28 protein-coding genes, 1 riboswitch and 2 other annotated features are annotated in these 26,223 nt (G+C 35.7%); of the genes, 5 read left to right on the top strand and 23 right to left on the bottom strand.

The genetic code is table 11. The features are described from left to right. Positions 1–24: 24 nt before the first annotated feature. Entirely contained in the window at positions 25–420 is a 396-nt protein-coding gene (locus DES48_RS08115) for a sigma-w pathway protein ysdB (protein WP_113868334.1), read from the top strand. Positions 421–479: 59 nt separating this feature from the next. Here DES48_RS08115 and thiW read toward each other — a convergent pair whose 3' ends face one another. The 6 genes from thiW to infC form a co-directional block, all read right to left on the bottom strand. After that, on the bottom strand, positions 480–980 hold the full coding sequence (gene thiW, locus DES48_RS08110) for an energy coupling factor transporter S component ThiW (RefSeq protein WP_113868512.1): 501 nt from the start codon (positions 978–980) through the stop codon (positions 480–482). 87 nt (positions 981–1,067) lie between these two features. Next, positions 1,068–1,184: riboswitch (TPP riboswitch) on the bottom strand. Between the two features lie 77 nt (positions 1,185–1,261). Then, positions 1,262–1,852, bottom strand: coding sequence for a TVP38/TMEM64 family protein (locus tag DES48_RS08105; RefSeq protein ID WP_113868333.1), 591 nt, complete (start codon positions 1,850–1,852; stop codon positions 1,262–1,264). A gap of 57 nt (positions 1,853–1,909) precedes the next feature. Beyond that, positions 1,910–2,179 (bottom strand): DUF1294 domain-containing protein, encoded by a 270-nt coding sequence (locus tag DES48_RS08100; RefSeq protein ID WP_113868331.1) that lies wholly within the window; start codon positions 2,177–2,179, stop codon positions 1,910–1,912. Between the two features lie 460 nt (positions 2,180–2,639). Next, positions 2,640–2,996, bottom strand: a complete 357-nt coding sequence (gene rplT, locus DES48_RS08095; RefSeq protein WP_079708301.1) for a 50S ribosomal protein L20 — start codon at positions 2,994–2,996, stop codon at positions 2,640–2,642. Between the two features lie 43 nt (positions 2,997–3,039). Further along, a complete protein-coding gene (gene rpmI / locus DES48_RS08090) occupies positions 3,040–3,237 on the bottom strand; it encodes a 50S ribosomal protein L35 (protein ID WP_079708300.1) in 198 nt (65 codons plus the stop codon). A gap of 32 nt (positions 3,238–3,269) precedes the next feature. Next, positions 3,270–3,773 (bottom strand): translation initiation factor IF-3, encoded by a 504-nt coding sequence (infC, locus tag DES48_RS08085; RefSeq protein WP_113868330.1) that lies wholly within the window; start codon positions 3,771–3,773, stop codon positions 3,270–3,272. 129 nt (positions 3,774–3,902) lie between these two features. Beyond that, positions 3,903–4,028, bottom strand: a sequence feature (ribosomal protein L20 leader region). Between the two features lie 324 nt (positions 4,029–4,352). On the opposite strand from infC, the gene DES48_RS08080 reads away from it, so the two are divergent. The 3 genes from DES48_RS08080 to DES48_RS08070 are packed head-to-tail and all read left to right on the top strand — an operon-like array spanning position 4,353 to position 6,712. Then, positions 4,353–4,595, top strand: coding sequence for a FeoA family protein (locus DES48_RS08080; protein WP_079708880.1), 243 nt, complete (start codon positions 4,353–4,355; stop codon positions 4,593–4,595). Continuing rightward, positions 4,588–5,322 (top strand): FeoB small GTPase domain-containing protein, encoded by a 735-nt coding sequence (locus DES48_RS08075; RefSeq protein WP_113868327.1) that lies wholly within the window; start codon positions 4,588–4,590, stop codon positions 5,320–5,322. Before DES48_RS08080 ends, DES48_RS08075 begins: the two co-directional genes overlap by 8 nt. Further along, complete coding sequence (locus tag DES48_RS08070) at positions 5,312–6,712, top strand: nucleoside recognition domain-containing protein (protein ID WP_113868325.1); 1,401 nt, start codon at positions 5,312–5,314, stop codon at positions 6,710–6,712. Before DES48_RS08075 ends, DES48_RS08070 begins: the two co-directional genes overlap by 11 nt. A 53-nt stretch (positions 6,713–6,765) precedes the next feature. Here the strand turns inward: DES48_RS08070 and thrS are convergent, their stop codons facing one another. The 16 genes from thrS to DES48_RS07990 form a co-directional block, all read right to left on the bottom strand. Then, the gene (thrS, locus tag DES48_RS08065) at positions 6,766–8,706 is read right to left on the bottom strand and encodes a threonine--tRNA ligase (RefSeq protein ID WP_113868323.1); all 1,941 of its coding nucleotides are present in this window, start codon (positions 8,704–8,706) and stop codon (positions 6,766–6,768) included. Positions 8,707–8,788: 82 nt separating this feature from the next. Beyond that, positions 8,789–9,017 (bottom strand) — a binding site (T-box leader). Positions 9,018–9,075: 58 nt separating this feature from the next. After that, positions 9,076–9,897, bottom strand: a complete 822-nt coding sequence (gene ytxC / locus DES48_RS08060) for a sporulation protein YtxC (protein ID WP_170126182.1) — start codon at positions 9,895–9,897, stop codon at positions 9,076–9,078. Between the two features lie 185 nt (positions 9,898–10,082). Next, complete coding sequence (dnaI, locus tag DES48_RS08055; RefSeq protein ID WP_113868319.1) at positions 10,083–11,021, bottom strand: primosomal protein DnaI; 939 nt, start codon at positions 11,019–11,021, stop codon at positions 10,083–10,085. 15 nt (positions 11,022–11,036) lie between these two features. Continuing rightward, positions 11,037–12,395 (bottom strand): replication initiation and membrane attachment family protein, encoded by a 1,359-nt coding sequence (locus tag DES48_RS08050; protein WP_113868317.1) that lies wholly within the window; start codon positions 12,393–12,395, stop codon positions 11,037–11,039. A 70-nt stretch (positions 12,396–12,465) separates the two neighbouring features. Beyond that, a complete protein-coding gene (gene nrdR, locus DES48_RS08045) occupies positions 12,466–12,933 on the bottom strand; it encodes a transcriptional regulator NrdR (RefSeq protein WP_113868315.1) in 468 nt (155 codons plus the stop codon). Between the two features lie 33 nt (positions 12,934–12,966). Next, positions 12,967–13,356: a cytosolic protein gene (locus DES48_RS08040; RefSeq protein ID WP_079708290.1), complete on the bottom strand. Its 390-nt coding sequence runs from the start codon at positions 13,354–13,356 to the stop codon at positions 12,967–12,969. 234 nt (positions 13,357–13,590) lie between these two features. Beyond that, positions 13,591–13,968, bottom strand: coding sequence for an adenosylmethionine decarboxylase (speD, locus tag DES48_RS08035; protein WP_079708289.1), 378 nt, complete (start codon positions 13,966–13,968; stop codon positions 13,591–13,593). A gap of 261 nt (positions 13,969–14,229) precedes the next feature. Beyond that, complete coding sequence (gene coaE, locus DES48_RS08030) at positions 14,230–14,832, bottom strand: dephospho-CoA kinase (protein WP_113868313.1); 603 nt, start codon at positions 14,830–14,832, stop codon at positions 14,230–14,232. Positions 14,833–14,851: 19 nt separating this feature from the next. Continuing rightward, on the bottom strand, positions 14,852–15,484 hold the full coding sequence (gene ytaF, locus DES48_RS08025) for a sporulation membrane protein YtaF (RefSeq protein ID WP_113868311.1): 633 nt from the start codon (positions 15,482–15,484) through the stop codon (positions 14,852–14,854). 86 nt (positions 15,485–15,570) lie between these two features. Further along, the gene (gene mutM, locus DES48_RS08020) at positions 15,571–16,404 is read right to left on the bottom strand and encodes a DNA-formamidopyrimidine glycosylase (protein WP_113868309.1); all 834 of its coding nucleotides are present in this window, start codon (positions 16,402–16,404) and stop codon (positions 15,571–15,573) included. 15 nt (positions 16,405–16,419) lie between these two features. Beyond that, a complete protein-coding gene (gene polA, locus DES48_RS08015; protein ID WP_113868307.1) occupies positions 16,420–19,053 on the bottom strand; it encodes a DNA polymerase I in 2,634 nt (877 codons plus the stop codon). A gap of 157 nt (positions 19,054–19,210) precedes the next feature. Beyond that, the gene (pnpS, locus tag DES48_RS08010; RefSeq protein ID WP_113868305.1) at positions 19,211–20,599 is read right to left on the bottom strand and encodes a two-component system histidine kinase PnpS; all 1,389 of its coding nucleotides are present in this window, start codon (positions 20,597–20,599) and stop codon (positions 19,211–19,213) included. Then, positions 20,599–21,294, bottom strand: a complete 696-nt coding sequence (locus DES48_RS08005) for a response regulator transcription factor (protein WP_079708283.1) — start codon at positions 21,292–21,294, stop codon at positions 20,599–20,601. The genes pnpS and DES48_RS08005 overlap by 1 nt, the downstream gene beginning before the upstream one ends. 293 nt (positions 21,295–21,587) lie before the next feature. Beyond that, complete coding sequence (gene icd / locus DES48_RS08000) at positions 21,588–22,862, bottom strand: NADP-dependent isocitrate dehydrogenase (RefSeq protein WP_113868303.1); 1,275 nt, start codon at positions 22,860–22,862, stop codon at positions 21,588–21,590. Positions 22,863–22,902: 40 nt separating this feature from the next. Then, positions 22,903–24,021, bottom strand: coding sequence for a citrate synthase (gene citZ / locus DES48_RS07995; RefSeq protein WP_113868301.1), 1,119 nt, complete (start codon positions 24,019–24,021; stop codon positions 22,903–22,905). A 63-nt stretch (positions 24,022–24,084) separates the two neighbouring features. Further along, on the bottom strand, positions 24,085–24,549 hold the full coding sequence (locus tag DES48_RS07990; protein WP_113868299.1) for a DUF441 domain-containing protein: 465 nt from the start codon (positions 24,547–24,549) through the stop codon (positions 24,085–24,087). Between the two features lie 110 nt (positions 24,550–24,659). Here DES48_RS07990 and ytvI point away from each other — a divergent pair, with 110 nt between their 5' ends. Then, positions 24,660–25,781: a sporulation integral membrane protein YtvI gene (gene ytvI, locus DES48_RS07985; protein WP_113868297.1), complete on the top strand. Its 1,122-nt coding sequence runs from the start codon at positions 24,660–24,662 to the stop codon at positions 25,779–25,781. Here the strand turns inward: ytvI and DES48_RS07980 are convergent. Beyond that, entirely contained in the window at positions 25,774–26,163 is a 390-nt protein-coding gene (locus DES48_RS07980; RefSeq protein WP_079708278.1) for an FxsA family protein, read from the bottom strand. The genes ytvI and DES48_RS07980 overlap by 8 nt on opposite strands. Positions 26,164–26,223 lie beyond the last annotated feature (60 nt).

Genomic DNA, 26,223 nt, shown 5'->3' with positions numbered 1-26,223 from the left:
ATCTTGCTAATAGGAGTGATCCACATGTTTATTGTATATCTATTCCGAACGTTAATCGTTATAGCAATTGTTTTCTTAGTATATATTGCGTATAAATACGTTGTTAATCCTAAAAGAAAATTGAACGTTGCAAAAGAGAAAAAGCAATTTTATTTTTTAGATGAAGAAGAAAATGTCCAGAAGAATTTTTCAATGACTTATAAGGGAATAATTTTTGAAGGTGAAAAATATATCGGGACTATTGAAAATGCTTTTGATGTTGTTAGCATCAGCGTTTATGCTAAAGAGCCTGAAGCATTAAAAGGATTAGAACGAGATGATCTATTTTTTCTAGAAAAAGAAATTCTGATTCACTATCCCTTTGCAACTGTTGAATGGAAATATCCGATTAATGAACTATTAAATCATTCACCATCCTAGATGTGTAACGTTAGATAAATGGGAAAGGGAACTTCTAATAACAGAAGCTCCCTATTTCGCTAGGACTGATACAATTGTTTTTTGATTAAATCCGTATCTTGTACACGTGATAGAATTAGCAACCCGATAACAGCACCAGTACATGTGCTTACTAAGAAACTAGGAATAAAGAAAAAGACACCATAGGAAGTTCCCATTAGTAAATTAGCATATGGCACTGATACTAGAGAAGCTATAATACCTGTTCCAACAACTTCCCCTATTGCTGCTAAGCTATTTTTCATTGTGAATCGGTAAAGATAACCAGCAAGCAAAGCACCGATCATACCACCAGGGAAGGCTAGCAAAGATCCTAAACCTACTAGATTTCGAATAAGCCCAGTCACAAATGCGATAATAACAGCCGGGATTGGTCCTAATGTCACTGCAGCTACTACATTCACAGCGTGCTGCACAGGATACGCTTTCGCAATTCCTGTTGGGAACCATAAAAAACTAGAACCCAATACTCCGATAGCTATAAATACTGCCATTGTGGTCATCAATCTTGTTCTACTAATAAAATCTCCTCCATTTTTTATACACCTGATTAAACTAGTAAATAAGAAAACCAGCTCCCATGAAGACACAGGACCTGGTTATGTAGTATCAGAAATGAACTACTTCCCTACGCTGGTATCAACCAGATCAGGTCCTTAAGAGTTAAAAAGCATCGATGCGCTTTTCTCTCAGCCTATGCTATATAGGCACCCCTAGTAGTAATCAACTATATTTTTTGTAGTTCCATTAAAATACATAATAGCACATTAATTTACGCTTGAGAACATCATTATCTTAATACTTATGCTACATCTTTTTTGGTTTCATTTGGTTGAAAGAAATCTTGCCAACTAATATAAATTTCTTTTCTTCTCATGAAATAGACAACAGGCAAAGCACCGATCACCATACTCCCCGTCATAACTGGTGAAAAATTCGTAATCGATTGACCAATGGATGTGTAGATTACAGCCAATGGTATATTACTGACAAAAGAAGCTCGCATATAATCTTTTAATTGCTTGGATAACTCTAATATACATAAGGATAATAAATGGAAATGGATAAACGGGATCAATCGTAAAACAGCAATTTGAGACGTCGTGAAGTGGCTATGCTTTCCTAGTAGTTTTTGTTTCATTCGAACAAAGCGGTGCATGGTGCTTGGCATTTTTTCAGTCATTTTATAAAAAATCAGACTGGACATCGTCATTCCAACTAGAGAGTAAATAATCGCAGGTACAACGCCAAATAGGACGCCTCCAGTAATGCATAAAAAAATGACTGGAAGAAATAATAATGGGCGAACCAAATGTAAGGCAATGAATACAAGAGGTGCAAAAATTCCTGCTGTTTCTATAATCATGGTGACAGAAGCACCAATGTACTCCATAATGCCAATCCCCCTTCCATAAGATTCTATGACAGAAGACGAGCCTTTATGACAATGCTATGTACGATAAATCAAATAAAAAATTAAAGCTAATTGTAAGATTAGTAGTACAGGCATTCCTAGTCTAAATAGTTGGTGTTTCGTTTTATGGTGAAAAATGCGCATACCGATGATACTTCCAAGCGAGCCACCTATCCATGCGAAAAACCAAAGGCGTGCTTCGGGGATCCGCCATTTGTTCTTCTGTGCTCTGTTTTTATCTACCCCCATAAAACTAAATGCAACAACATTAACAAGGATTAGATAGATTAGGACAAGTTCTTTCATTTTTCTCCTCGTTTCATTTCGTATTTATTAACTGTTTTGCTACTCCCTTCCATCTTATAGGCTCTATACTAAATGTAGTGTTATCCCTTGATTTTATCAAAGGTTTCATCGAAGCAAAAAAAACACAGTCAATCCCTCTCTTTTGTTCCCCTAAAGCAGAGGAAATATGCGAGTCTCCTACGCGAACAACGCCCGTTCGAAGATCCACTTGGTTAAGCGGCTAGAAGTTAGACGAAAACCGTCACGTCCTGTGTGCCCGAGGCCGTGCCCGAGGAAAGCGAGTATATTTCCCCTGCGGTTCAGGCACAAGTATGATTAATAATGTAAGTGTAATAAAAGAGATAGTGGAGTGAAAATGACACCACCACATTTGACAGAAAACCATCTTATATCGACTTAACATATATAAAAAAAGAACTATCCACTTTACTTCAAAGAGAATAGTTCTATCTTTAGATCCTTATTTCAAAGCTGACTTTGCTTTATCAGCTAGTTGTGCAAATGCTTGCTCGTCATTAATAGCTAATTCAGAAAGCATTTTACGGTTTACTTCGATACCAGCTAATTTCAAACCGTGCATTAAACGGCTGTAAGAAAGATCATTTAAACGCGCTGCAGCATTAATACGGGCAATCCATAATTTACGGAAGTCACGTTTTTTCTGTCTACGGTCACGGTATGCATATTGACCTGATTTCCATACTTGTTGTTTTGCTGTTTTAAATAGCGAGTGTTTTGAACCATAATATCCTTTTGCAAGCTTTAGTATACGTTTACGACGCTTACGTGTAACTGTTCCACCTTTAACACGTGCCATAATTATTCCCTCCTATATATATCAACGAAATCTTTTATTTTAATTATTTGTTAGGTAGCATTTGTTTAATGCGTTGATAGTCACCACTTGATACAAGTGCACTTTTACGTAGTTTACGCTTTTGTTTTTGAGATTTATTAGCGAACAAGTGACTAGTATATGCATGCGAGCGTTTAAGCTGTCCAGTACCTGTTTTTTTGAAACGTTTTTGTGACCCTTTATGAGTTTTCATTTTTGGCATGAATAGTTCCTCCTTTAAAGCAATGTAAAATATTATTTTTCTTTAGCTGGTGCAAGCATCAAGAACATACTACGACCTTCCATTTTAGGCTTTTGCTCTATTGTAGAAAGATCATTACATTCTTCAGCCATACGTTCTAATACTTTTTGACCTAGCTCTTTGTGTGTGATTGCACGTCCGCGGAAACGAATCGATACTTTCACTTTGTCGCCTTTGTCAAGAAATTTTCTAGCGTTACGCAATTTGGTATTAAAATCATGCTCTTCAATACCAGGGCTTAATCGAACTTCTTTGACATTAATCACTTTTTGTTTTTTACGAGCTTCTTTGTCTTTCTTTTGCTGCTCGAAACGATATTTACCGTAGTCCATAATACGGCATACCGGTGGTTTTGCATTTGGTGCAACAAGTACTAGATCTAAGTTTCTTGTTTGTGCAATATCTAATGCTTCGTTACGTGATTTAACACCAAGTTGATCGCCATTGGAATCAATGAGTCGAACCTCACGAGCTCTAATTTTCTCATTGACATTCATATCTTTGCTAATAATCAGCCACCTCCATGAATTTTTAAAAGCGTGATAAGCTATGATCCATCACTATTATCTATTCATAACAGCAATTAGACCGTGTGAATGGTCCTCTTGACAAGTAATTCAATTTTGTTCATTAAAAAAGTGTCGGTACACAATTGCACCCACACGTCTCCAAGTTAATACTCATAGATGATGACCTGCCAACTGCAAGAACTGCGTCGATCAGGCGAGAAGCGGGTGCCTCTACTTGTCTTCAGATCATATTCAATTTCACTCAAATAATAATAGCATGGTTTCTCACAAGTGTCAACCATTACTTATTTAATATCTACAATGGATGCTTTCAAGCATGCATGATGAGCACACAATAATACTGTATGAATATATATATAGGAAGTTTACTAAACTTTTGTTGTTAATTCAACGCCCATTACTTTTCCCAATAAATAATTGTTGCACAAAGGAAACTTTTGGGTGTATAATCAAATCAGAATTTACAAATTTTTTTGTTTACATCTTTCCCTAAGGAAACTTTTATGCGTTGATGAAAAGAAAGAGGTGTTTCATTTGCAACAAACGATGGATCAATTTCAAGTTGGAGATCAGATACGTATAACCAAATTAGAGCTTGATGGCGTAATGCGTCGTCGATTATTGGATCTTGGTTTTGTGCCGGGTGTGATCGTTACCGTATTTCAAAAAAGTCCATTAGGCGATCCAATCGCTTATCAAGTGTTTCAAACAATTATTGCATTAAGAAAAGAAGAGAGTTCTTTGATATATGGAGAAAAAATCAATGAGGAGGTTTGTATCCATGAATAAACGTATTGCACTAGCAGGAAATCCTAACACAGGAAAGAGTACCTTATTCAATTTACTCACTGGGTTAAAACAACACACAGGAAATTGGCCTGGAAAAACGGTTGCGCATGCAGAAGGCGAATTAACGACTGAAAAAGCGACTTATCAAATTATTGACTTACCTGGAACCTATTCTCTATATTCTAATTCAGAAGATGAAGAAGTTGCGAGAAATTATATTATTTTTGAAAAGCCTGCGCTGACTTTAGTTGTGCTTGATGCAACTTCCATTGAGCGTAACTTAAATCTTGCATTACAAGTGATGGAAATGACAAGTCAAGTCATTGTTTGTATTAATTTAATCGATGAGGCTAGACGGAAAGGAATAGAAATCGATGCAAAGAAAATGTCAGAACAACTTGGTGTCCCGGTCATTTTACTTTCAGCCAGAGAAAAAATAGGCATTATTCAATTATTAAAAACAATTGATAACATGATGGAAAGAAAAATTACAACAAAACCATTTCAAATCGCTTATAGTGATGAGATTGAACAAAAAATAAAACAGTTAGAACCCCATATAAAAAAAGTTTTTGGTGATGATCTTCCAACTCGATGGATTGCCCTTCGTCTACTGGATAATGACCAAAGCCTATTTGATGAACTGAAAAGTTACCTTGGACAGGATAAACAGACTTCTATTGAAAAAGTAATTTATTCTAATAAGGAGAGATCGTATGGAGCTTAATTCGTCACAAAAAATCGCACAGTTAACCGATTTATATCGGCAGGCAGCAACCCAATCCACTACGACTTTACGTGATGAAATTGTCGGGAAGATATATCAAACATCACAAGAGCTAAGCGAAAAATCAGTGAACTATGATAAACGAAAAACAACATGGCTGGATAAAAATTTAGATCAAATCCTTACATCTAAAACCTTTGGCTTTCCAATTATGTTGCTCATGTTAGGTATTGTCATTTATTTAACAATTGCTGGCGCAAATTATCCTGGAGTAGCTATTGCAAACTTGTTTTCTGTCGTCGAAGGTTGGTTGACATCTTTATTTGAATGGATGCACGCCCCAGATTGGCTATATGGCATCTTAATTGAGGGATTTTATAAAGGAACGTCATGGGTTGTTACTGTAATGTTACCACCAATGGCTATTTTCTTTCCGATGTTTGCATTACTAGAAAATTTCGGCTATTTACCACGTGTAGCATTTAATTTAGACCGTTTTTTTAAACAATCTGGTGCGCACGGCAAACAATCATTAACGATGACAATGGGATTCGGATGTAATGCTGCTGCAATTATGTCTTCTCGTATTGTGGAATCACCGCGCGAGAGAATGATTGCTATTTTGACGAACAATTTCGTTCCTTGTAACGGACGATGGCCAACACTTATTTTGCTAGCTGGATTATTTATGGCGGCAGGATTTTCAGGGGGCATGAACACGTTTATTTCTGCGGGTGTAGTGGTAGGAATTGTGTTATTTGGAATTGCCATGACATTATTTGTATCATGGTCATTATCAAAAACATTATTACGAGGTGTGCCTTCTCATTACACACTGGAATTACCACCCTATCGTAAACCAAAAATATGGAACACGATCATTCGTGCAACGTTAGATAAATCAGTTTTTGTGTTAAAACGAGCAGTTGTGGTTGCGGCACCAGCTTCTATTATTACCTGGATACTAGCTAATATCAATATTGGTGACACAAGCATTCTGCAACATTTTGTTGGTTTTCTTGATCCTTTTGCTCAATCCCTTGGATTAGATGGATTTATTTTAGGAGCGTTTATTTTAGGTTTTCCTGCAAATGAAATTGTTTTACCTATTTTATTAATGGGCTATTTAGCTACTGGGTCGTTAGTTGATGTGGATAGTATGAATAATATTAAAGATGTCTTTCTAGCTCATGGTTGGACGTGGCTAACTGCACTTAATATGATGTTATTTTCCTTGTTACACTACCCTTGTGGCACAACAATGCTAAATATTTGGAAAGAAACCAAAAGTATTAAATGGACATTTGCTGCATTTGCTATCCCAACTGGAATAGCGATCATTACTACTTTTATTATTGCGCAAGTTGTTCGAGCATTTGGGTTAGTATAGATAAAAAGGTCCCTTTATTAGCGTGATGCAAATAAAGGGACCTTTTTATCTATTTAACGCTTTTCTTTTATTTCAGTTGTAATCAGTTCAATAAAAGTATCTAATGAAATAGTGTCTGAGTCTTTTTCTCCATAGCGACGAACATTTACTGCGTTGTCTTCCATTTCTTTATCTCCCACGACAAGTGCAAACGGAATTTTTTTCGTTTGTGCTTCCCGTATCTTATAACCGATTTTTTCATCGCGTTGATCTACTTCTACACGCACGCCAGCAAAACGAAGTGCCTCTTCCACTTTGCTCGCATAGTCTGCATGTACTTCAGGAGCTACTGGAATTATTCTCGCTTGCAGTGGTGATAACCAAGTTGGAAAAGCCCCCTTATATTCTTCAATTAAGAAAGCAACAAAGCGTTCCATTGTAGAAACAACACCACGGTGAATAACAACCGGTCGATGTTCTTTTCCATCTTCACCAATGTAAGTTAGATCAAATTGGTTTGGTAAGTGAAAGTCCAATTGCACGGTAGATAGTGTTTCATCTTTCCCTAATGCTGTTTTTACTTGAACATCTAATTTAGGACCATAAAAAGCCGCTTCTCCTTCAGCTTCAACATAATCAAGGTTCATTTCTTCCATTGTCTCTTTTAACAAGGATTGTGCCTTATTCCACATTTCGTCGTTATCAACATATTTATCTGTATCTGCTGGGTCACGATAAGATAAACGGAAATAATAGTCATCAATACCAAAATCTTTGTAAACGTATTGAATAAGCTCAACCACTCGAATAAATTCCTCTTTTAATTGATCTGGGCGTGCAAAGATATGTGCATCATTTAACGTCATCGCGCGTACACGTTGAAGACCAGCCAATGCGCCAGACATTTCATGACGGTGCATCATACCTAATTCAGCAATACGAACAGGTAACTGACGATAACTATAACGTTGATTTTTGTATACCATCATGTGGTGCGGACAGTTCATAGGTCGTAACATCAAATCTTCATTATCCATTTCTAACAATGGGAAGTTGTCATCTTTGTAATGATCCCAGTGTCCACTTGTTTTATACAACTCAACACTTCCTAGTACAGGTGTATAAACATGATCATAACCTAATCGCTCTTCTAAATCGACAATATAACGTTCAATTGTACGTCTGATTGTTGCACCTTTAGGTAGCCACAATGGTAGACCTTGCCCTACTTTTTGCGAGATCGTAAATAAATCAAGTTCTTTTCCTAGTTTACGATGGTCTCTTTCTTTTGCTTCTTCACGTATACGTAAATACGCATCTAGATCTGCTTGTTTCGCAAATGCGGTACCATACACACGTTGTAGCATTTTATTTTTACTGTCACCACGCCAATAAGCACCAGAAATACTTAGTAACTTGAATACTTTAATCTTGCTAGTTGTCGGTACGTGCACACCACGACATAGGTCAAAAAATTCTCCTTGTTTGTAAATAGAAACTTGTTCACCCTCAGGGATCGCATCAATTAATTCTAATTTAAGGTTATCGCCAATTTCTTGGAAACGTCGTTTTGCTTCGTCACGAGTGACATCTTCACGTACGATTTCTAAATTCTCATCAATAATTCGTTGCATCTCTTTTTCAATCTTTGGTAAATCTTCTGGCGTAATCGATTCTTCCATATCAATATCATAATAAAAGCCATCTTCTATTGTCGGTCCGACACCTAATTTTATCTCTTGGCCATACAGACGTTTAATCGCTTGAGCCATTACATGAGCAGTTGAGTGACGCATGATATCAATGCCCTCTGGTTGCTTATTGGTAATAATCGCGATTTCTCCATCGTGTGGAAGTACGGTACGTAAATCAAAATATTCACCGTCTAGCGTAACTGCCAATGCTTGTTTTTTTAATCCTGGTGAAATAGATTGCGCGATATCTTCACCAGTTGTTCCTTTAGGAAATGCTTTCTTTGCCCCATCCGGAAACGTAATTACAACTTGTTCATCCATGTCGTTCAGCTCCTTTTTCATTTATTACTGGCAGAGGAAAAGATTATCAAAAATAAAAACGCTCATCCCTCTGCCTCGTAAGCAAAGGGACGAGCGTTGACTCGTGGTTCCACCCTAATTTCTGAATCCAACACAACTAGTTGACTCAGCTCCATTCATCCTTTAACGCAGGTATACGCTGTTTTCTACTAAACTTTCAAAAACAGAGTTCAGAGGTGGTAATAAAATGTAGACCGAACAGGAAATTTCCAGCAAATATCTCCCTCTCTTGGATCGTCTTACAGCTATCTTGTCCTCATCACAACTTTTCATTCATTCATGGATATGTTTTGTATTATAGAACGAGTTACCGGAAAAATCAAGCCTATTTTAATTTATCGGTGTAAAAGGGAACGATTGCAAACTTTTAAAGGCTACACGTTCTTGAAAAATTGTCTGAACAGCAGTCGTTTTAGCATCATTTGGATCCTGACCGTAGATATAAATGTAGGTTGGTAATAGTGTAATAATTGGCGTAATATTTAATTCATCTTCATCTAATCCAACGATATATATCGGTTCCTTTTGAATATGAAATTGTAATTCTTCAGCAGTGTACCGATGACCTTTTTCATTATAAAAAGTAAATGGCTCGCCTTGCACAATATGTAGAATTCTCGTTTTGTCTGGCTGATTTTTAATATACTCTCGTAAAGACTGAATAAAATGTTGATACTGTTCTTCTTGTTTACATTCATCAATGGCATATCCCACCTCCGAAATCATTAGCAACTGAAAATGTTTATCATGGTGGGCAATACAGGCATCAAAATCAAAGGGGGCTGGTGTATCCAACTCAGAAATGAGTAACTGTAATAATTCCTCTCTTACTTCGGAACTAGCTTGTCCTAAAGGCTCTTTCGTCAATAGTCGTTCATACAAAACTTCTAAAATATGATTAATCTCTTGTTGATCTTCGTAGTAGTAATACTGCTTAATAATTTCCATAATGGTCTCTTTTTTTGATTGGACAATCCATAATTCCAATAGCAACATCCCTAGCGCTTGCGTACTACCCTTATGTTTATCCGGTATGATGGTAATTATCTTACCTGTTTGATTATCTGTTATCTGACTATTTAATTGATACCATGGAAATCTGTTTCTTACATAAGCTATTTCACTTTTATCTTTTAGTATAATTTGACACATATACATCACCCTATCCCAATTAAACTGTTATATTATATGGGATAAGTTTTAAAAAAATGAGTCTTTAACCGAACAATAGATCTTAAGGATCGATTTGATTTAGGATCGTCAGTAGTAGACTGCGGATTTGCCACAAAATATTACATTAAAAATAAAAAAGCCGTCTTACAAAGACAGCTTAAAAACTATTCTGTTCTACGATTTTCAGCAAATAACGGAACTTGTTTACTAACCTGTTTAATTCGTTCAATGATACGTCCAGCTTTTAATTCTTCAATATCGCCTTTAGAAGAAATAGCTAAGTGTTTCTCTAATTGTGAAAGGCTATAATTAGAACTAAAAAATACTGGTAGTCGCTCCATCATTCGATATTGAAGGATTGACCCTAAAATTTCATCTCTGAACCAAGCAGAGATTGATTCTGCTCCAATATCATCAATCATCAGCACAGGAATATTTTTGAACTGTTCTATTTTTACTTGTAAGGAGTCATTTCCTAATGAAGCTTTCATTTCACGAACAAATTCCGGCATATAAATGAGCATGGAAGCAATATTGTGGTCTGCTAACTCATTGGCTAGCGCACCAAGGAAATAGGTTTTTCCGACACCAAACGGTCCATAAAAATACAATCCTTTCTCTGGTGCTTTGCCAGTCTCTAGCTGGGAGGCATAAGCAATCACAGCACGAATCGCATCATGTCGGTTTGTATCTTGATCATCTAGTTGTTGAATCGATGCCCCAAGAATGTCTTTTGGCATATGCAAACTTTTGATTAACTTCGCACGTTCTTGCTGACTTTCTTGTTGTATCGTATACTTGCATTTTTCATAATAGAGGTGTACTTCCTGTCCATTAATTTCAATTCTTGGCTTATAACCAGGCAACACATTGTTGGCGCACCCTTGTCCATTTTTACAGTTATCACAGTCTTTATTTTGTGAATGATATTCATATAATTTCATTAACTGACGGTCGATAGCCTGATTAGATAGTGAATGTTTCTCTAACAATGATTGGATATCTGGATCATTTAATATTTCTTGTTTCATTTCACTATAAATGGTTTGAAACGAACGGTTTTCTCGCATCCATTTTTTTAATGATGCTTGAATAGACTCCATCTAGGCACCTCCCCTTTAAGAATGATGTTTTTTCTGATTATAATTGCGCAATAGCTCACTAACGTCTTCAGTGGACTTTGTTGATTTTTCTTGATGATTTTGCTTTGTTTGTTCAGCTTGCTTTTGTTTTTTGAACCAATCAGGTACAACTTCTTTTTTAGTTGATTTTTGGTAAGAAGATTTTCTAGGTGTTGACCATTGTTGATACTTATTATGCTCTGACTTCGCTAATGTCATTGCTTGTCTTACCGTCTTTACATTTTTTCGCGCCCAATGACTGGCGATTTTTTCTAGATAAGATTTGGTTAGCTTCATGTCGGTTTTTAACATCACATAATGGATTAGTACATTCATCACACCAGGAGTTAGACCCTGTTGCTGCATTACATCAGCAATCATCTTTAGATCCTGCGTAGAAGCTTGATTTCCATTTGATAAGTCCGCTAACAACTCTCTTGGTGATATTTCTTCCAGTAATTGAATAAATTGATCTTGTTTATTTTTCGGTTTCGTATCTTTTGCTTGTATCTTCTCTCGTTGGTTAGTGACGTCTTTTTTTCGTGATTGTTTAGGTGTTATCTGTTGGTATAAATCAAGACATGCTGCTTTAAATTCGTTTTGAATCAATTGATTTTGCTCAGATAATGCCCATATAACGGCTTTCTCAATATCAACAATTGTTAATTGATATAATGCTGCCATCTGATTGATTAATTTTTTATTTGTCGGGGTTAAGATCTGTTCTGTTGGCAACATACGTTCGTTTAGTAATTGCGTTAATTCTGCTAGATCAATTGCATTTCCTTCAATGTTTGGACCTAGATTCGCAGACTGGACGATCGCTTCTACATTCTCTTTTCTAGGAGCTGTATCAGTCTGAAAAACTTGCTCAAATGATGTGGTAACATTCTGCCCGTGCTTTTGTTCCTGTTGCTTATGTGAAGCATACAATTGATACAGTTGATTACTTTTATCTAACCCAATGTGATGCGTCAGCATTTGTGACAGCATGCCATCTCTGAAAAACTGTAAAGGCGTACATGGAGCAATGATCTGATAGGTAAACAATGTTTCATTATCATTCTCTATTTTATATGTTTCTAATAAACCAATTGCTTCTAACTTTTGTCTTGCTTGATAAATTTCAGGCAAGGGTAGATTAACAAATTGCATTAAAAAATGATGGGTATAAGGTGTATCTTTTGTTGGATTACTTTCGTATTGACTAACCAACGTCATATATAATGAAACAGCATAAACCCCAATTAACGGCTGATACAATTGCATTAAAGCCTGCAGATGAGAATGCGTGAATTCATCGTAAAACGATAAACGATACCCTTGATTAGGTAATATTTTCCCTATTTGATCCATGTTACAACACCTCTTTTCTATCATACGTGAAGCCCATAAAGAAAAAAAGAGCCAAATCGGCTCACCTCAATTAAGATTTGTCATCAGCATTATTTATAATGTCTTTTAACTCATCCAAAAAGACATTGATATCTTTAAATTGACGGTAGACAGAAGCAAATCGAACATAGGCAACCTCGTCAATCGCAGCAAGCCTGTCCATAACTAATTCTCCTACTTCTTGACTTTGTACTTCTGAGTTACCTTGATTGCGCAATTCTACTTCCACACTCAGCGCCAATTCTTCTAATTGCTCCAAAGCAACTGGACGTTTTTCACATGCTCTAATCAATCCCCGTATAAGCTTTTCTCTACTAAATGCTTCTCTTATTCCCTCTTTTTTAACGACGATTAGTGGAACTTCTTCTGTTCGTTCGAAGGTAGTAAAACGATAGTCACATTCTTCACATTCTCTTCTTCTACGAATCACACCGCCTTCCTCTATCGGTCTAGAATCTAATACTCTTGTATGTTTGACATTACAATTTGGACAACGCATAATGACTCATCCTATTCTTTCTAATTGTTCTTACTAATTTGCTCTTTCGATACAGGTCATTTTTTCGGATAATGTTTGATATAGCGTCGGTATTAGACGGTGGCTATATCCTAAATCAAACGGCAAAACCGATTCTGTCGTAACTGAAAAATCAATTGCTGTTCGAAATGGCTTGACCATTACAATTGTTATGATAATAAATGCTTTCTTTTTACCATGTAAATTTAAACTTATTTCCCCGTGTTCATGTGATGTAGCTATGATATCACAACCAGATTTATTATGGAAATATGATTCGACAATTTGAAACGCTTTATCTTTTGTTGTTTTAAAATAATGTGTCTGTAGTTGGGGATCCGAATGCTTTTCTGACGTTTCTGAATGATTATTGAAAAATTTATCAACAGTTTCTTTTAAACCCAAAGTAATGCACCTCAATCCTATTTTTATAAAGGCATTTCTCGCCATTTGAAACCATGACTTTAATCACGAATTCATTACGCTTTTTGCGCCTCTTAATAAGATAAGTGTACCATGCTTCAAAAAAGAAAGCGATAACACAAAGGTTAATTTTCTATATTTTGTATCTATTATTATAACAGAAGCTCCTTTTACCGTAACGATGCAAAAGGAGCTTATTTATTTCATTATTAATATTTAAAGCGTACTGTATTTCGGAACAACAACTGGTCCCATGCCGCGTGGTAACTCAACTTTTTCACACTTCTTAGATTCTAACGCTTCTGAAATGAAATCACAGGCAACGTTCGGATCAATAATATCTCCACATGTGTAAACATCAATACTTGCATAACCATGTTCAGGAAAACTGTGAATGGTTAAGTGTGATTCAGATATGATCACGACACCACTAACACCTTGAGGTGCAAATTTATGAAAAGCTACCTCACGAATTTCCGCACCAGCTTTTAATGCTGCATTAACAAATATTTGTTCAATACTTCCCATATCATTTAATGTATTTATGTTACAATCCCACATTTCAGCAATTACGTGTCTTCCCATTGTATCCATAATAAATTCCCCCTCGCAATTATTCTTTTCAATCAAGTGCATGTGTTGCCACGGGGGAAAGTTAGTCCAAAGAGGTCCTAACCCTTTAAGCAACCATTGTCGCACTTATTAAAAAGTATATCTACATTACTCGACATGCTTCTTGTCAAAAGCACATGCAAAAAAAGTATATATTGTTTTTCGTCATTTGGCAAGATTTTTTTCAAATGTTCTATCCTTAAGTTAACCAATTACATTATAACATATGTACCAGAAATAAAATTATAATTCTGATTGTAAATCTTCGAGCAATTTGTTACATTGTTGCTTTGTTTCTTTGAATGTACCACTGTTATCAATAATCATGTCTGCCTGTTTCGCTTTCGTATCAATAGAGGTTTGGGCATTTATCCGAGATTGCGCTTCTTCTCTTGTTAATTGATCACGTTCCATTAACCGTTGCAATTGTATTTCAGGAGTAGTATACACTACAACAATAAGGTCAACATATTGTTGCAAGTGGTTTTCAAAAAGAAGCGGAATATCTAACACAATGATCGGTATTCCTTCATTCAAATAATGGTCACGCTTTGCCAACATTGTCCGATGAACTTGCGGGTGTACAATTTCATTTAATTGCTTTCTGCTTGTTTCATCAGAAAAAACAATGCGTCCGAGTGCTTTTCGATCAATCTGACGATCACTTTGCAAAATTGACGTCCCGAATGTTTCAATAATTTGTTGATACGCAACTTGCCCTGGTTCTACTACTTCTCTCGAAACAACATCAGCGTCAATTATGGGAATTTGTTGTTCTTTCAAAAAATTGGAAACGGTACTTTTGCCCGTTCCAATGCTTCCAGTTAGCCCAATAACTTTTGACATCTTATCACTTCCTTTTTGACTATACCATCTTAATAATACCAATTAAAATCAAAAGAATACCTGGTAAAACACCGAAACGTTCCAAATGACTCTGATTGGATAAGCTTTTTCCTGCATGCAAACCTAAAAATAAACAAATACTCGTAGCAATTCCAATACTAAGAACGGATGCACTTTTGGGGAAATCAACCAAAGCCGATCCGATTCCAGCCCCAAATGAATCCAATGAAAGTGCAATACCTAATAAAACCACTTCAACACCTGTAATGTGACCTGATTTATCCATATCCGCCATTAATGGTTTTTTCAAAATTTTAATCATAATTCCAAGTGACTTTATTTCAATTTTCCACTCTAATGGTTGCTGATTAGGGGTTAAATCTTTTTTTCTAAAAAAAGAAATAAGAACCCCTCCACCTAATATGAACAATAGCACTCCACCTAATTTATCTGCAATAGATGGAGAGATAAACGTAGAAATTGAGTGACCAAGTAACATAGCAATAAAAAACACGGTTGACGAGATCAAACCAATGCCAATAATTGCTTTTATAGAGAGTGAAATCCTGCGCATTCCATAAGTGAAAGCTACCATAAAACTATCAAAACTAACCGCTACTGTAAGTAAAATGAGCATAAATATTGGTGCCATATAGACATACTCCTTCCATACACTAAAAGCTTATCAATAGTATATGGATGGAGGTCTTAGGCGTGCATACACATCCTATTTACTTTTTAAGAGTTTAACGGCTGACACACCTCACAAATATGAGTTCCTCGATTAGAGACTTTCATTTTTGTTATTGGGTGGCCACATCGTTTGCAGGCTTTATTTTCTTGTCCGTATACAAATAAACGCTGCTGAAACATGCCGATTTTCCCTTGACTGTTGACGTAAGAACGTATCGTTGTTCCACCCTGTTCGACTGCCTCTAACAGCGTCTGTTTTGCTTCATCTAAGATCGCCATTACTTCTGGCTCAGTTAAAGTCGTTCCTTTACGTAACGGATGAACTTTTGCACGAAATAGGGTTTCATCAACGTATATATTGCCTAGTCCCGCAATGATTTGTTGGTCTAATAAGATGTTCTTAATCGCACGTTCACTTTTCGTTATTTTAGGAAGAACATATTCCAATGTATACGCACCTTCAAAAGGGTCTGGTCCTAATTGATTTAATGGTTTTTGTTCCAACGCCTGTCCTTTCTCAAATAAGTGCATGGTTCCAAATTTACGGACGTCATGATACCGAAGTTGCTTGCCACTTTCCAAATGAAAAACGACATGTACATGCTTATCTAGTGGATCGTCATCAGAATAAACACCATATTTCCCTTCCATTCTAAGGTGAGATACTAAAGTGTAATTAGTCAATTCGAACATCAAAAATTTACCCTTGCGCTGAATGTTGTGGAAGACTTCTCCAATCACTAATTCACTAAATAGACGGTAATCATCTGGTGATTTTATGATTTTCGGCCAGTAAACCGTAATACGTTCAATTGTTTCCCCAATAATGAGTTGTTCTAATGTTTTACGAACCGTTTCTACTTCTGGTAATTCTGGCATCTCTTTTTTCCTTCCTTATTTTGCATCAAACCAGGTTTCCCCATAGGCATAATCTACTTTTAACGGAACAGATAATTCAACGGTTTGTTCCATCACTTCAGGTACAAGTTGTTTAAGGGTTTCCACTTCTTCTACCGGTGCCTCCAAGATTAATTCATCGTGCACTTGTAACAACATCGTTGCCTTGAGTCCTTTGTCTTTTATCGCGAATTCTAAATCAATCATTGCCTTTTTGATAATATCAGCAGCACTACCTTGAATTGGTGTATTCATAGCTGTGCGTTCTGCAAAACTTCTTAAATTAAAATTTCTACTTGTGATATCTGGTAAGTAGCGTCGGCGATGCATTAAGGTTGTTACATAACCATTTTGCTTTGCATCGCGTACAATCTCCTCCATATATTCTTTAACACCAGGATAGCTTTCAAAATATCGATCAATAAATGCTTTTGCTTCTTTTCTGGTAATGCCAAGATTTTGTGAGAGACCATAATCACTAATACCATATACGATTCCGAAATTAACAGCTTTCGCTTGGCGGCGCATATTGCTGTCAACTTGATCTGCTTCAACGTGAAATACATCCATTGCTGTTCTTGTATGAATATCCATATCATCTCGAAACGCTTGAACTAATTTCTCATCTTTTGCTATATCCGCGAGCACACGTAATTCTATTTGTGAATAATCGGCTGCAAAAATCACCCAATTATCTTTTGATGGAATAAATGCTTTTCTAATTTTTTTCCCTTCCTCTAAACGAATAGGGATATTTTGCATATTTGGATCGGTTGAACTTAATCTTCCTGTCTGTGTTAATGCTTGATTAAAACGAGTATGGATTTTCCCATCTGCATGAACTACTTTTAATAACCCTTCAATATAGGTTGATTGCAATTTACCTAATTGGCGATACATTAACAATTTTGGAATAATCGGATGTTCGTTTTTTAATTGCTCTAAGACATCAGCCGATGTTGAATAACCAGTCTTGGTTTTTTTAATCACTGGTAACCCTAATTTTTCAAACAAAATAGGTCCTAATTGTTTAGGTGAATTCAAATTAAATGTCTCACCAGCTAATTCATGGATTTCTTGTTCCATTGTATCTAGGCGTGCTTTCAATTCCTTTTGCATCGTATTTAGTTGCGTTTGATCAATTTCAACACCTGTATATTCCATTTCCCCTAAAATCATCGCCAATGGCAATTCTAATTCTTTTAACAATGCAGTTTGTTGATTAGCTTCTAGACGTTCTTCCATTTCAGGCTTTAACGTATATAGCATCGACGATTTTCTTCCGACGTGTTCTGCCAATTGAGCTTGTTCAGGAAGTTGAAGTTTTGCTCCCTTTCCATAAACTTCTTCATCAAATCGAACTCGATTGTACCCCATGCGATTACTAATCGCTGGTATATCATGATGATTTTCAGATGGGTTAATGAGATAAGATGCGAGCAACAAATCAAATGTAATGCCTTTAATATCAATACCTTCACGGTGTAAGGCAACGGTCACTTGCTTCGCATCAAACACCCATTTCTCTTGTTCTGGATTCTCTGCCCATTGTTTAAAGACATCAGATTCGATTGCCACACTAGTAGGTATAAAATATACGTTATCTTTATTTGCTAAACCAAAACCTTCAATAGGTGCAACATGATAGTTGTCAGTAAGCATTTCAACGGTTAATGCTGTTGCATTTGTCAACATATCTTGCGTAATATCTTTTGTACTATCTACTTTTATTTCATCTAAGGTAGTAGGTTCTACTTGATCATTTGTTTCTCCACTCACACGAGCAAGTAAAGATTGAAAACCTAAATCTTTAAACATACTACGCAAACGTTCTACATCATATCCGTTATAGTGAGTATCCGCTAAATTGATTTCAATTGGAGATTCACAATTAATGGTTACAAGCTGTTTACTCATTTTAGCATCTTCTTGATGGTTCACTAATTTTTCTTTAAGCTTTTTCCCACTTACATCATCAAGATGGGCAAATAGATTATCTAATGTATTAAATTGCTTTAATAATTTCACTGCAGTCTTTTGCCCCACCCCAGGTACGCCTGGGATATTATCAGAACTATCGCCCATTAATGCTTTCATATCAATCACTTGAGCTGGTGTTATCTCCATTTTTTCTTTCATAAATGAAGGTGTGTAGGCATCAATATCACTTAAACCTTTTTTGGTAAGTTGTACTTGTGTCTGATCAGATACGAGTTGGAGTAAATCTTTATCACCAGAAATCACTCGGACTGAAAAGTCGCTTGCCTCACCAGCTTTCGTTAATGTACCAATAATATCATCTGCTTCATAGTTCTCTAACTGGTAATGTTTAATGGAGCTCGCATCTAATAATTGCTTCACTAACGGAAACTGTTCCGATAATTCGGGTGGTGTTTTCTGCCTGCCCCCTTTATATTCTTTGTAAGTTTCATGTCGAAAGGTAGTTTTACCTGCGTCAAACGCCACAAGTACATGTGTTGGCTGTTCATCTTCTAGAATTTTTAATAGCATGGTAGTGAAACCATAAACTGCATTTGTATAAACGCCTTTATCATTATTAAGTAAAGGTAATGCAAAGAATGCTCGATATAAAATACTATTTCCATCAATTAAGACTAGTTTATTGCTCATTCTATATAATAACTCCTTCCAAGTAATGGTTGTCATTATGGTAAGATTGTCTTTACTATTTTAACATGTTTATCGTGAAATAGAAAAAAACAACCCGCCTATACGTAAGCTAAGCGGATTGTGTAGTATTAGAAAGCTATAAAAACGTACTACGTGTTTATAAATATTGTCTCGTTTTAGGTAAATGAATGGTGAAAGTAGTCCCTTCTTCCAAACGGCTGTGTACTTCAATTTTCCCTTTATGTGCTTCTACAATATGTTTGACAATGGCCAGCCCTAAACCAGTACCTCCCGTATTACGGCTTCTTGCTTTATCAACTCGATAAAAACGTTCAAAAATACGCGGAATCTGATCTTCAGACATTCCAATACCAGTATCGCGAACTTCAATTTGAATAGTATCATCAATTTGTTTTACATTTAAATAGATACACCCACCAGCAGATGTATAGTTTACTGCATTATTAAGTATATTAATAAAAACTTGTTTTAAGCGATTTAGGTCTCCTTCTAATGTGAGATCATCTTCCACATCAACAATAAATTGTATATTTTTATTTTCCGCTTGGTGCTGAATAATCGGTAAGATCTCTTGGTTAACATCTTCAGATAATTGTACATGCTGATAATGTAATTGCATTTCATCTTTCTCTAACTTGGAAAGTTCTAATAAATCATGAACAAGTGCTTGAATTCGATCGCTTTCTTTGTAAATTATTTTCAAAAATTTTTGTTGGAGTGCTAGATCATCCAATTCCTCATCAAGTAAAGTTTCCGCAAAACCTTTTATCGAAGTAATCGGTGTTTTTAGTTCATGTGATACATTCGCTACAAAATCTTTTCGCATTTGTTCTAAATGTTTTAAGTCCGTTATATCATGAAACACTAAAACAGCACCTTTTAATGTTCTAGTTTCATTAAAAACAGGTGCGCCTACTATCTCTAAATATCTTTTTTCAATTTCCATCTCAATTGTAAAAGCATTTTTCACTTTTTCTTCGTATAAGAACGCTTCTTGGACCGCTCGATGGATACTTTCTTGTTCTAACACATTATAATAGAGATAACCGACATAGTCTTTTTTTGATCGACCAAAAAGTTGAAGAAATTTACGATTAACTAGGTTCACATAGCCACGTTCATCAATTAGCATAACACCACTTTCCATGTTATTAATAACCGTGCGTAGCTGATTACCTTGAATTTTTTCTTGTATCGTGGTTTCTTGTAGAAATCTCGCCAACATATTAATCGAATTACTTAGTTTACCAGCATCGCCGTATTGTTTTTCATATGTTCTGACTTTATAATTTCCTTTGACTAGTTCGGAAGCCGCTGTTGCCGCAGACTGCACAGGTTTTATATAACGATCCATAATCTGATGAATCATAATTAGGAAAATGATTAAACCACAAAATAACGTAAGAAAAACGATTAATCGCTCATTATTAGTAACTAATGGCATTATAATAAAGCCAATAGCAGTTAATATAAGCGTCACCACAAATGCATAGAGAATAAACAATTTAGTTGACGATTGTTTCATTAAGAAGGATCCTCCATTTTATAACCTAATCCACGAATCGTCTTAATGTAAATGGGGTGTTTCGTATCCGGCTCTATTTTGTCGCGAAGATGACTAACATGCACATCAACAATTCTAGTATCACCTACAAAATCATAATTCCAAACCGCACTCAATAATTGATCTCGGGATAATACTTTTCCTTTATGTTTTGCTAAATACAGTAATAGTTCAAACTCTTTTCTTGTAAAAGATAAGGTTTCATCTCGAATTACCGCTTCATATTGTTCTGGGTAAATTGTTAATTCAGCTATTCTAAATACGGGTGATTCAAATGTAGGCTGTTGCTTATTGGTTCTTCTTAAAATTGCTTTAATACGAGCAACAACTTCTTTTGGACTAAACGGTTTCGTTAAATAGTCATCCGCACCTAATTCTAGTCCTAACACTTTATCAAATTCATCATCTTTTGCTGTTAACATTAAAATGGGTGTTTCCACTTGGCGTTGTCGGATTTGTTTACACACCTCTGTTCCTTCTAATTCAGGAAGCATCAAGTCTAATACAATGATATCAAAATCGTAAGTAACAGCTTTCTCTAGGCCTTCTAAACCTGTATAAGCAATATCAGTTTGGAAGCCTGCTTTTTCAATATTATATTGTAAAAGTGTTACAATAGACTCTTCATCATCCACGATTAAAACTTTCTGATTCATTCTGGTGCCCCCTTAAATTTACTTACTCTATCTCTATTGTTCATCATACAATGAAGCTTGTATAATGTGAATACAGATAAAGCATAAAGTGTCTCATATTAATGTAAAAATTTATTTACAAAATTAATATTATGTTTATTTTTATATTTCTTTTTTATTCTACTTCGCTTTACTTTTGGTCAATTATTTACAGATGAACATCAATTAGCTTGTTAATAACCTAAAATATTTATTTATAATAAAAGCTGTCTCCTAGTGTCTTTAACGACCTAGGAGACAGCTTTTACTCTATCCTATTTGTCCATATTATCAATTAATGCTTGTCCAAAGCCTGATGTTTTTACTTCTGTTGCATTTTCCATCATACGAGCAAAATCATAGGTAACTACTTTCGAACCAATGGTTTTGTCCATTGATTTTATAATTAGATCTGCTGCTTCTCGCCAGCCTAAGTGTTCTAGCATTAGCACACCAGAAAGAATTACTGAAGATGGGTTTACTTTGTCCAAACCGGCATATTTGGGCGCCGTTCCATGTGTCGCCTCAAATATTGCATGGCCTGTTTCATAATTAATATTTGCTCCAGGTGCAATGCCAATGCCACCAACTTGTGCAGCTAGGGCATCTGAAATATAATCCCCATTTAAGTTCATGGTTGCAACAACATCGAATTCTTTTGGACGTGTTAAAATTTGTTGAAGAAAAATATCTGCAATTGCATCTTTCACAATGATTTTCCCAGCTTGTTCCGCAGCTTTCTGTGCTTGATCAGCCGCTTCTCTTCCTTGAGCTTCAACGATCTGGTCGTATTCTGCCCAAGTGAATACTTTATCTCCATATTCTTCTTCTGCAAGTGCATATCCCCAGTTTTTAAAAGCACCTTCTGTAAACTTCATGATATTACCTTTGTGAACTAAGGTAACACTTTTTCTGCCTTCTTTTATTGCATAATCGATAGCAGCACGAACAAGACGTTCTGTCCCCTCAGATGAAACTGGCTTAACACCAATTCCAGATGTTTCTGGGAAACGAATATTTGTCACGCCCATTTCGTTTTGAAGAAAATCAATTACTTTCTTCACCTCATCGGAACCTTGTTGCCACTCTATTCCAGCATAAATATCTTCTGTATTTTCACGGAAAATAACCATATCCGTATCTTCTGGTCGTTTGACTGGAGAAGGTACACCTGCGAAATAGCGTACAGGACGTAGACAAGTAAATAAATCCAGCTGTTGGCGTAATGCTACATTCAATGAACGAATTCCTCCCCCTATCGGTGTAGTTAGGGGGCCTTTTATTGCGATTTTATATTCTCTTATCGTATCTAATGTTTCAGTTGGTAACCACTCACCAGTCTTGTCAAAAGCTTTTTGTCCTGCATAAACTTCTTTCCAAGTGATTGATTTTGTACCATTGTAGGCTTTTTCAACCGCTGCTTCAATTACACGACTAGCAGCAGACCAAATATCAGGACCAGTACCGTCTCCTTCAATATAAGGAATTATTGCATTATCTGGTGTATGTACGACACCATTTGTTACTGTGATTTTTTCAGCATTTGTCATTTTCATTTCCTCCTTCAACTATTACAATAGTATGCTACGATTACTGACGTTCCGTTAATGGAACAAATGATTGGTGAATCGGTCCAACATATTCAGCACGCGGACGAATAAGTCGGTTATTTTCATATTGTTCTAGAATATGGGCTAGCCAACCAGATGTCCGGCTCATAGCAAAAATAGGTGTGAATAGATCATGTGAAATACCAAGACTGTGATAAACAGATGCAGAATAAAAATCTACATTTGCTGGCAAGCCTTTTTCTTGCTTGATAAATGTTTCTATTTCCACAGACATCTCATACCATTTTGGCTGTCCAATCATTTCAGTCAATTGTTTTGACATCTTCTTTAAGTGTTTGGCCCGAGGATCACCTGTACGATAAACGCGGTGTCCCATCCCCATTATTTTTTCTTTATTATTTAATTTTTGTTTAATATAAGGAATAGCATGTTCTATTTCACAAATTTCTGTTAGCATGCGCATCACTTGTTCATTTGCGCCCCCATGTAATGGTCCTTTTAAAGCTCCAATAGCAGCTGTGATACCTGAATATAAATCAGATAAGGTGGCTACACAAACACGAGCAGTGAAGGTAGAGGCATTTAACTCATGATCAGCGTGTAAGACTAAAGCTTTATTAAAAGCTTCTATTTCTAGCTGATTTGCTTCTTCTCCACGTAACATGTACAAGAAATTAGCTGCATATCCTAGTCCTTCTTTAGGTGATAGTGGTTCTTTTCCAGATCGAATTCTAGAAAATGCGGCAATTAGGGCACACATTTTGGCCTGAAGGCGAATCGCTTTTCGTATATTAGCCTCTGCATTCATATCATCTATTTCTGGGTCATGCAATCCTAACAGCGAAACAGTCGATCGTAAAACTGCCATTGGATGTACAGTAGAGAGATTATATGTATTCAGGTGTTGGATAATCTCTTTCGGTAAAAACATATTTGTTGAGATGCTTTTATTAAACGAGTTAAGTTCCGTTTTAGTCGGGAGTTTTTTATGCCATAACAAATAAATTACTTCTTCAAAACTACAATATTCTGCCAAATCATCAATTTGATAACCAACATAAGTTAATTGATCATCGCTGATAGAACTTATCGATGACTCTGTTGCAATAACTCCTTCCAATCCCTTGGTAGTTGACATGTATTCCCCTCCTTTTGTTTTACATTTCAGCTACCAGTTAGCTAATTATTGTCTGTTGTATTATTATGTAGCAAAAAAATCAACGATACGCATAACCATATAAGCAATACCAGCCCCGATTAATGGACCAACTGCGACCCCTTGAAAGAAAACAACAGCTAGTATGGTCCCCATCACTAATGCAGTTGTTAAATGCGGATCATTTGCTAATAAATCTAATCCACCTTTGGCAACCAAAGCAACAAACATACCTGCCCCTAAAGCAATCCAACCATAATAAGATTTGACACTTTCCAATAAATCTTGAAACCCAATTTCTCCACTTGCTATTGGAACCAAAACGGCAATTGTAATAATCGTAACTCCCCAGAGCATCCCTTTATCTTGTATGTACGGAAATAACTTATGATCCATTTTAAATAATTGAATTCCTAATAACACATATACAGCAATCATAATGGATTGGTTTTTTCCGATATAACCTAGAGCAAATAAAACTAATAAAAATAAAGTAGACTGATTAAACATACACACGCCTCCAACTATTTATTTCTACGGCGATTTATTTTAATATTATCACATATTTTGCTTAAATGAAAAATATCTTTATCATAGATACTACTTTTGGAGCGAGATAGATGAAAACAGACCTTATTATGAAACGACTATTACGGTTATTTTTAGTCATAGCTACAACTACCATTACGATTGCTACTTGTTATGTTGCTATTATTTATCTTTACCCTTTTCTTCTTGCATTTTTATTAGCTTTCATACTTCAAAAACCAATTGCTTTTATTGAAAAACAAACTCCAATGTCTCGGGCTTATGCTAGTTTTTTTGTCCTTGTCATTTTATTTGGTTTACTCGCTTCACTTTTTGCAATTGGTGCTATTGAATTGGTACAAGCTTTTTATTATCTCACTAAACAGATACCCAAGCATATCCATATTTTTTCGGATTATATACAATTACAAGTGGAAACACACCTTACACCTATCTATAATCAATTAATGAGCCAATTCGATGCATTACAACAAAATCAGCAGCAAACGATCATTGAACAGCTTGAACATTTTTTACAACGATTCACACAACAAAGTACCTCATGGATTGAATCTGCCTTTACTTCCATCATCCATACATTACAGATGATCCCGAGTCTTTTTTCTATTTGTTTTTTCATCTTTTTAGGCACTTTCTTTATTTGTCAAGAATGGTACAAGCTGAAAAATGTGTACCATGCTCACATGCCACTTTTATTCAAAGAAACAATACACGCAATGAAGCTCACATCACAAAAAGCTTTATTTGGTTATATAAGAGCCCAATTGTTATTAACATTGATTTCAATCATTATTATCTATCTTGGATTATTAGTAATTGGAGTGGATTATTCTTTTACATTAGCTCTAATAATAGGGTTAGTAGATTTTATTCCATATTTAGGAACGGGGTTATTTTTCATTCCTTGGATTGGCTATCTCTTCCTTACCGGAGACTATACATTAACCATCCAACTAGCCATATTATATGGTATTATTGTATTGCAAAGACAATTGACAGAACCTAAACTACTCGCAAGTCAGATCGGGGTTAATCCATTACTCATGCTAATGATTACTTTTATTAGTTTTCGTATCTTTGGATTATTTGGTATTTTCTTAGTACCATTATTCAGTATTATTATTCAAGCCTTGTATCAATCTCATTTATTTCATCATCTTTGGAGATATATTAAAAACGGAACTATCACCTAAAATAAATAATGTTTCCATTGTCCATCATTTTTTGAATAAGTCTGCGTAATAACGATTTTAATGGTCTTCTAGTAGCAGGGAATAGAAGCAAAAAACCGATCGTATCTGTAATAAAACCCGGTGTCAAGAGAACTACTGCACCTACTAGAATACATATACCATCAAAGATCTGTTCAGCCGGCATTCTTCCATAACTCATTTCTCTTTGAGCCATTTGTAAGGTTTGTAGCCCTTCCCTTTTAGCAAGATATGCACCAAGAACGCCTGTCAAGATAATAAGAAAAATCACCCACCATGCTCCAATTAAATTACCAGCCCAAACAAAAATACCAATTTCTAATGCTGGTACAATAATAATAAATAAAAATAACCAACGAAACATGATAAAACTCTCCTCTTTGCAGTGATGGTTAAAAAAGAAGGGGAATCCCCCTTCTTTTTC

This window comes from Paraliobacillus ryukyuensis (assembly GCF_003315295.1).
GTDB classification, from domain to species: domain Bacteria; phylum Bacillota; class Bacilli; order Bacillales; family Amphibacillaceae; genus Paraliobacillus; species Paraliobacillus ryukyuensis.
Note: the sequence above shows the minus strand (reverse complement) of the source record. Positions and strands in the feature narration are given on the sequence as shown.

What these genes read in the sequence shown, in the direction of transcription:
- ytaF (WP_113868311.1), bottom strand. Translation starts at nt 15,484, where the DNA reads ATGGCACCAATATTTATGCTCATTTTACTTACAGTAGCGGTTAGTTTT.
- DES48_RS08115 (WP_113868334.1), top strand. Translation starts at nt 25, where the DNA reads ATGTTTATTGTATATCTATTCCGAACGTTAATCGTTATAGCAATTGTT.
- nrdR (WP_113868315.1), bottom strand. Translation starts at nt 12,933, where the DNA reads ATGCGTTGTCCAAATTGTAATGTCAAACATACAAGAGTATTAGATTCT.
- DES48_RS08105 (WP_113868333.1), bottom strand. Translation starts at nt 1,852, where the DNA reads ATGGAGTACATTGGTGCTTCTGTCACCATGATTATAGAAACAGCAGGA.
- infC (WP_113868330.1), bottom strand. Translation starts at nt 3,773, where the DNA reads ATGAATGTCAATGAGAAAATTAGAGCTCGTGAGGTTCGACTCATTGAT.
- rplT (WP_079708301.1), bottom strand. Translation starts at nt 2,996, where the DNA reads ATGGCACGTGTTAAAGGTGGAACAGTTACACGTAAGCGTCGTAAACGT.
- thrS (WP_113868323.1), bottom strand. Translation starts at nt 8,706, where the DNA reads ATGGATGAACAAGTTGTAATTACGTTTCCGGATGGGGCAAAGAAAGCA.
- coaE (WP_113868313.1), bottom strand. Translation starts at nt 14,832, where the DNA reads ATGTCAAAAGTTATTGGGCTAACTGGAAGCATTGGAACGGGCAAAAGT.
- dnaI (WP_113868319.1), bottom strand. Translation starts at nt 11,021, where the DNA reads ATGGAGTCTATTCAAGCATCATTAAAAAAATGGATGCGAGAAAACCGT.
- DES48_RS08070 (WP_113868325.1), top strand. Translation starts at nt 5,312, where the DNA reads ATGGAGCTTAATTCGTCACAAAAAATCGCACAGTTAACCGATTTATAT.
- DES48_RS08075 (WP_113868327.1), top strand. Translation starts at nt 4,588, where the DNA reads ATGAATAAACGTATTGCACTAGCAGGAAATCCTAACACAGGAAAGAGT.
- DES48_RS07990 (WP_113868299.1), bottom strand. Translation starts at nt 24,549, where the DNA reads ATGTTTAATCAGTCTACTTTATTTTTATTAGTTTTATTTGCTCTAGGT.
- ytvI (WP_113868297.1), top strand. Translation starts at nt 24,660, where the DNA reads ATGAAAACAGACCTTATTATGAAACGACTATTACGGTTATTTTTAGTC.
- ytxC (WP_170126182.1), bottom strand. Translation starts at nt 9,897, where the DNA reads ATGTGTCAAATTATACTAAAAGATAAAAGTGAAATAGCTTATGTAAGA.
- pnpS (WP_113868305.1), bottom strand. Translation starts at nt 20,599, where the DNA reads ATGAAACAATCGTCAACTAAATTGTTTATTCTCTATGCATTTGTGGTG.
- polA (WP_113868307.1), bottom strand. Translation starts at nt 19,053, where the DNA reads ATGAGCAATAAACTAGTCTTAATTGATGGAAATAGTATTTTATATCGA.
- speD (WP_079708289.1), bottom strand. Translation starts at nt 13,968, where the DNA reads ATGGATACAATGGGAAGACACGTAATTGCTGAAATGTGGGATTGTAAC.
- DES48_RS07980 (WP_079708278.1), bottom strand. Translation starts at nt 26,163, where the DNA reads ATGTTTCGTTGGTTATTTTTATTTATTATTATTGTACCAGCATTAGAA.
- icd (WP_113868303.1), bottom strand. Translation starts at nt 22,862, where the DNA reads ATGACAAATGCTGAAAAAATCACAGTAACAAATGGTGTCGTACATACA.
- DES48_RS08050 (WP_113868317.1), bottom strand. Translation starts at nt 12,395, where the DNA reads ATGGATCAAATAGGGAAAATATTACCTAATCAAGGGTATCGTTTATCG.
- citZ (WP_113868301.1), bottom strand. Translation starts at nt 24,021, where the DNA reads ATGTCAACTACCAAGGGATTGGAAGGAGTTATTGCAACAGAGTCATCG.
- DES48_RS08100 (WP_113868331.1), bottom strand. Translation starts at nt 2,179, where the DNA reads ATGAAAGAACTTGTCCTAATCTATCTAATCCTTGTTAATGTTGTTGCA.
- rpmI (WP_079708300.1), bottom strand. Translation starts at nt 3,237, where the DNA reads ATGCCAAAAATGAAAACTCATAAAGGGTCACAAAAACGTTTCAAAAAA.
- DES48_RS08080 (WP_079708880.1), top strand. Translation starts at nt 4,353, where the DNA reads ATGGATCAATTTCAAGTTGGAGATCAGATACGTATAACCAAATTAGAG.
- mutM (WP_113868309.1), bottom strand. Translation starts at nt 16,404, where the DNA reads ATGCCAGAATTACCAGAAGTAGAAACGGTTCGTAAAACATTAGAACAA.
- DES48_RS08005 (WP_079708283.1), bottom strand. Translation starts at nt 21,294, where the DNA reads ATGAATCAGAAAGTTTTAATCGTGGATGATGAAGAGTCTATTGTAACA.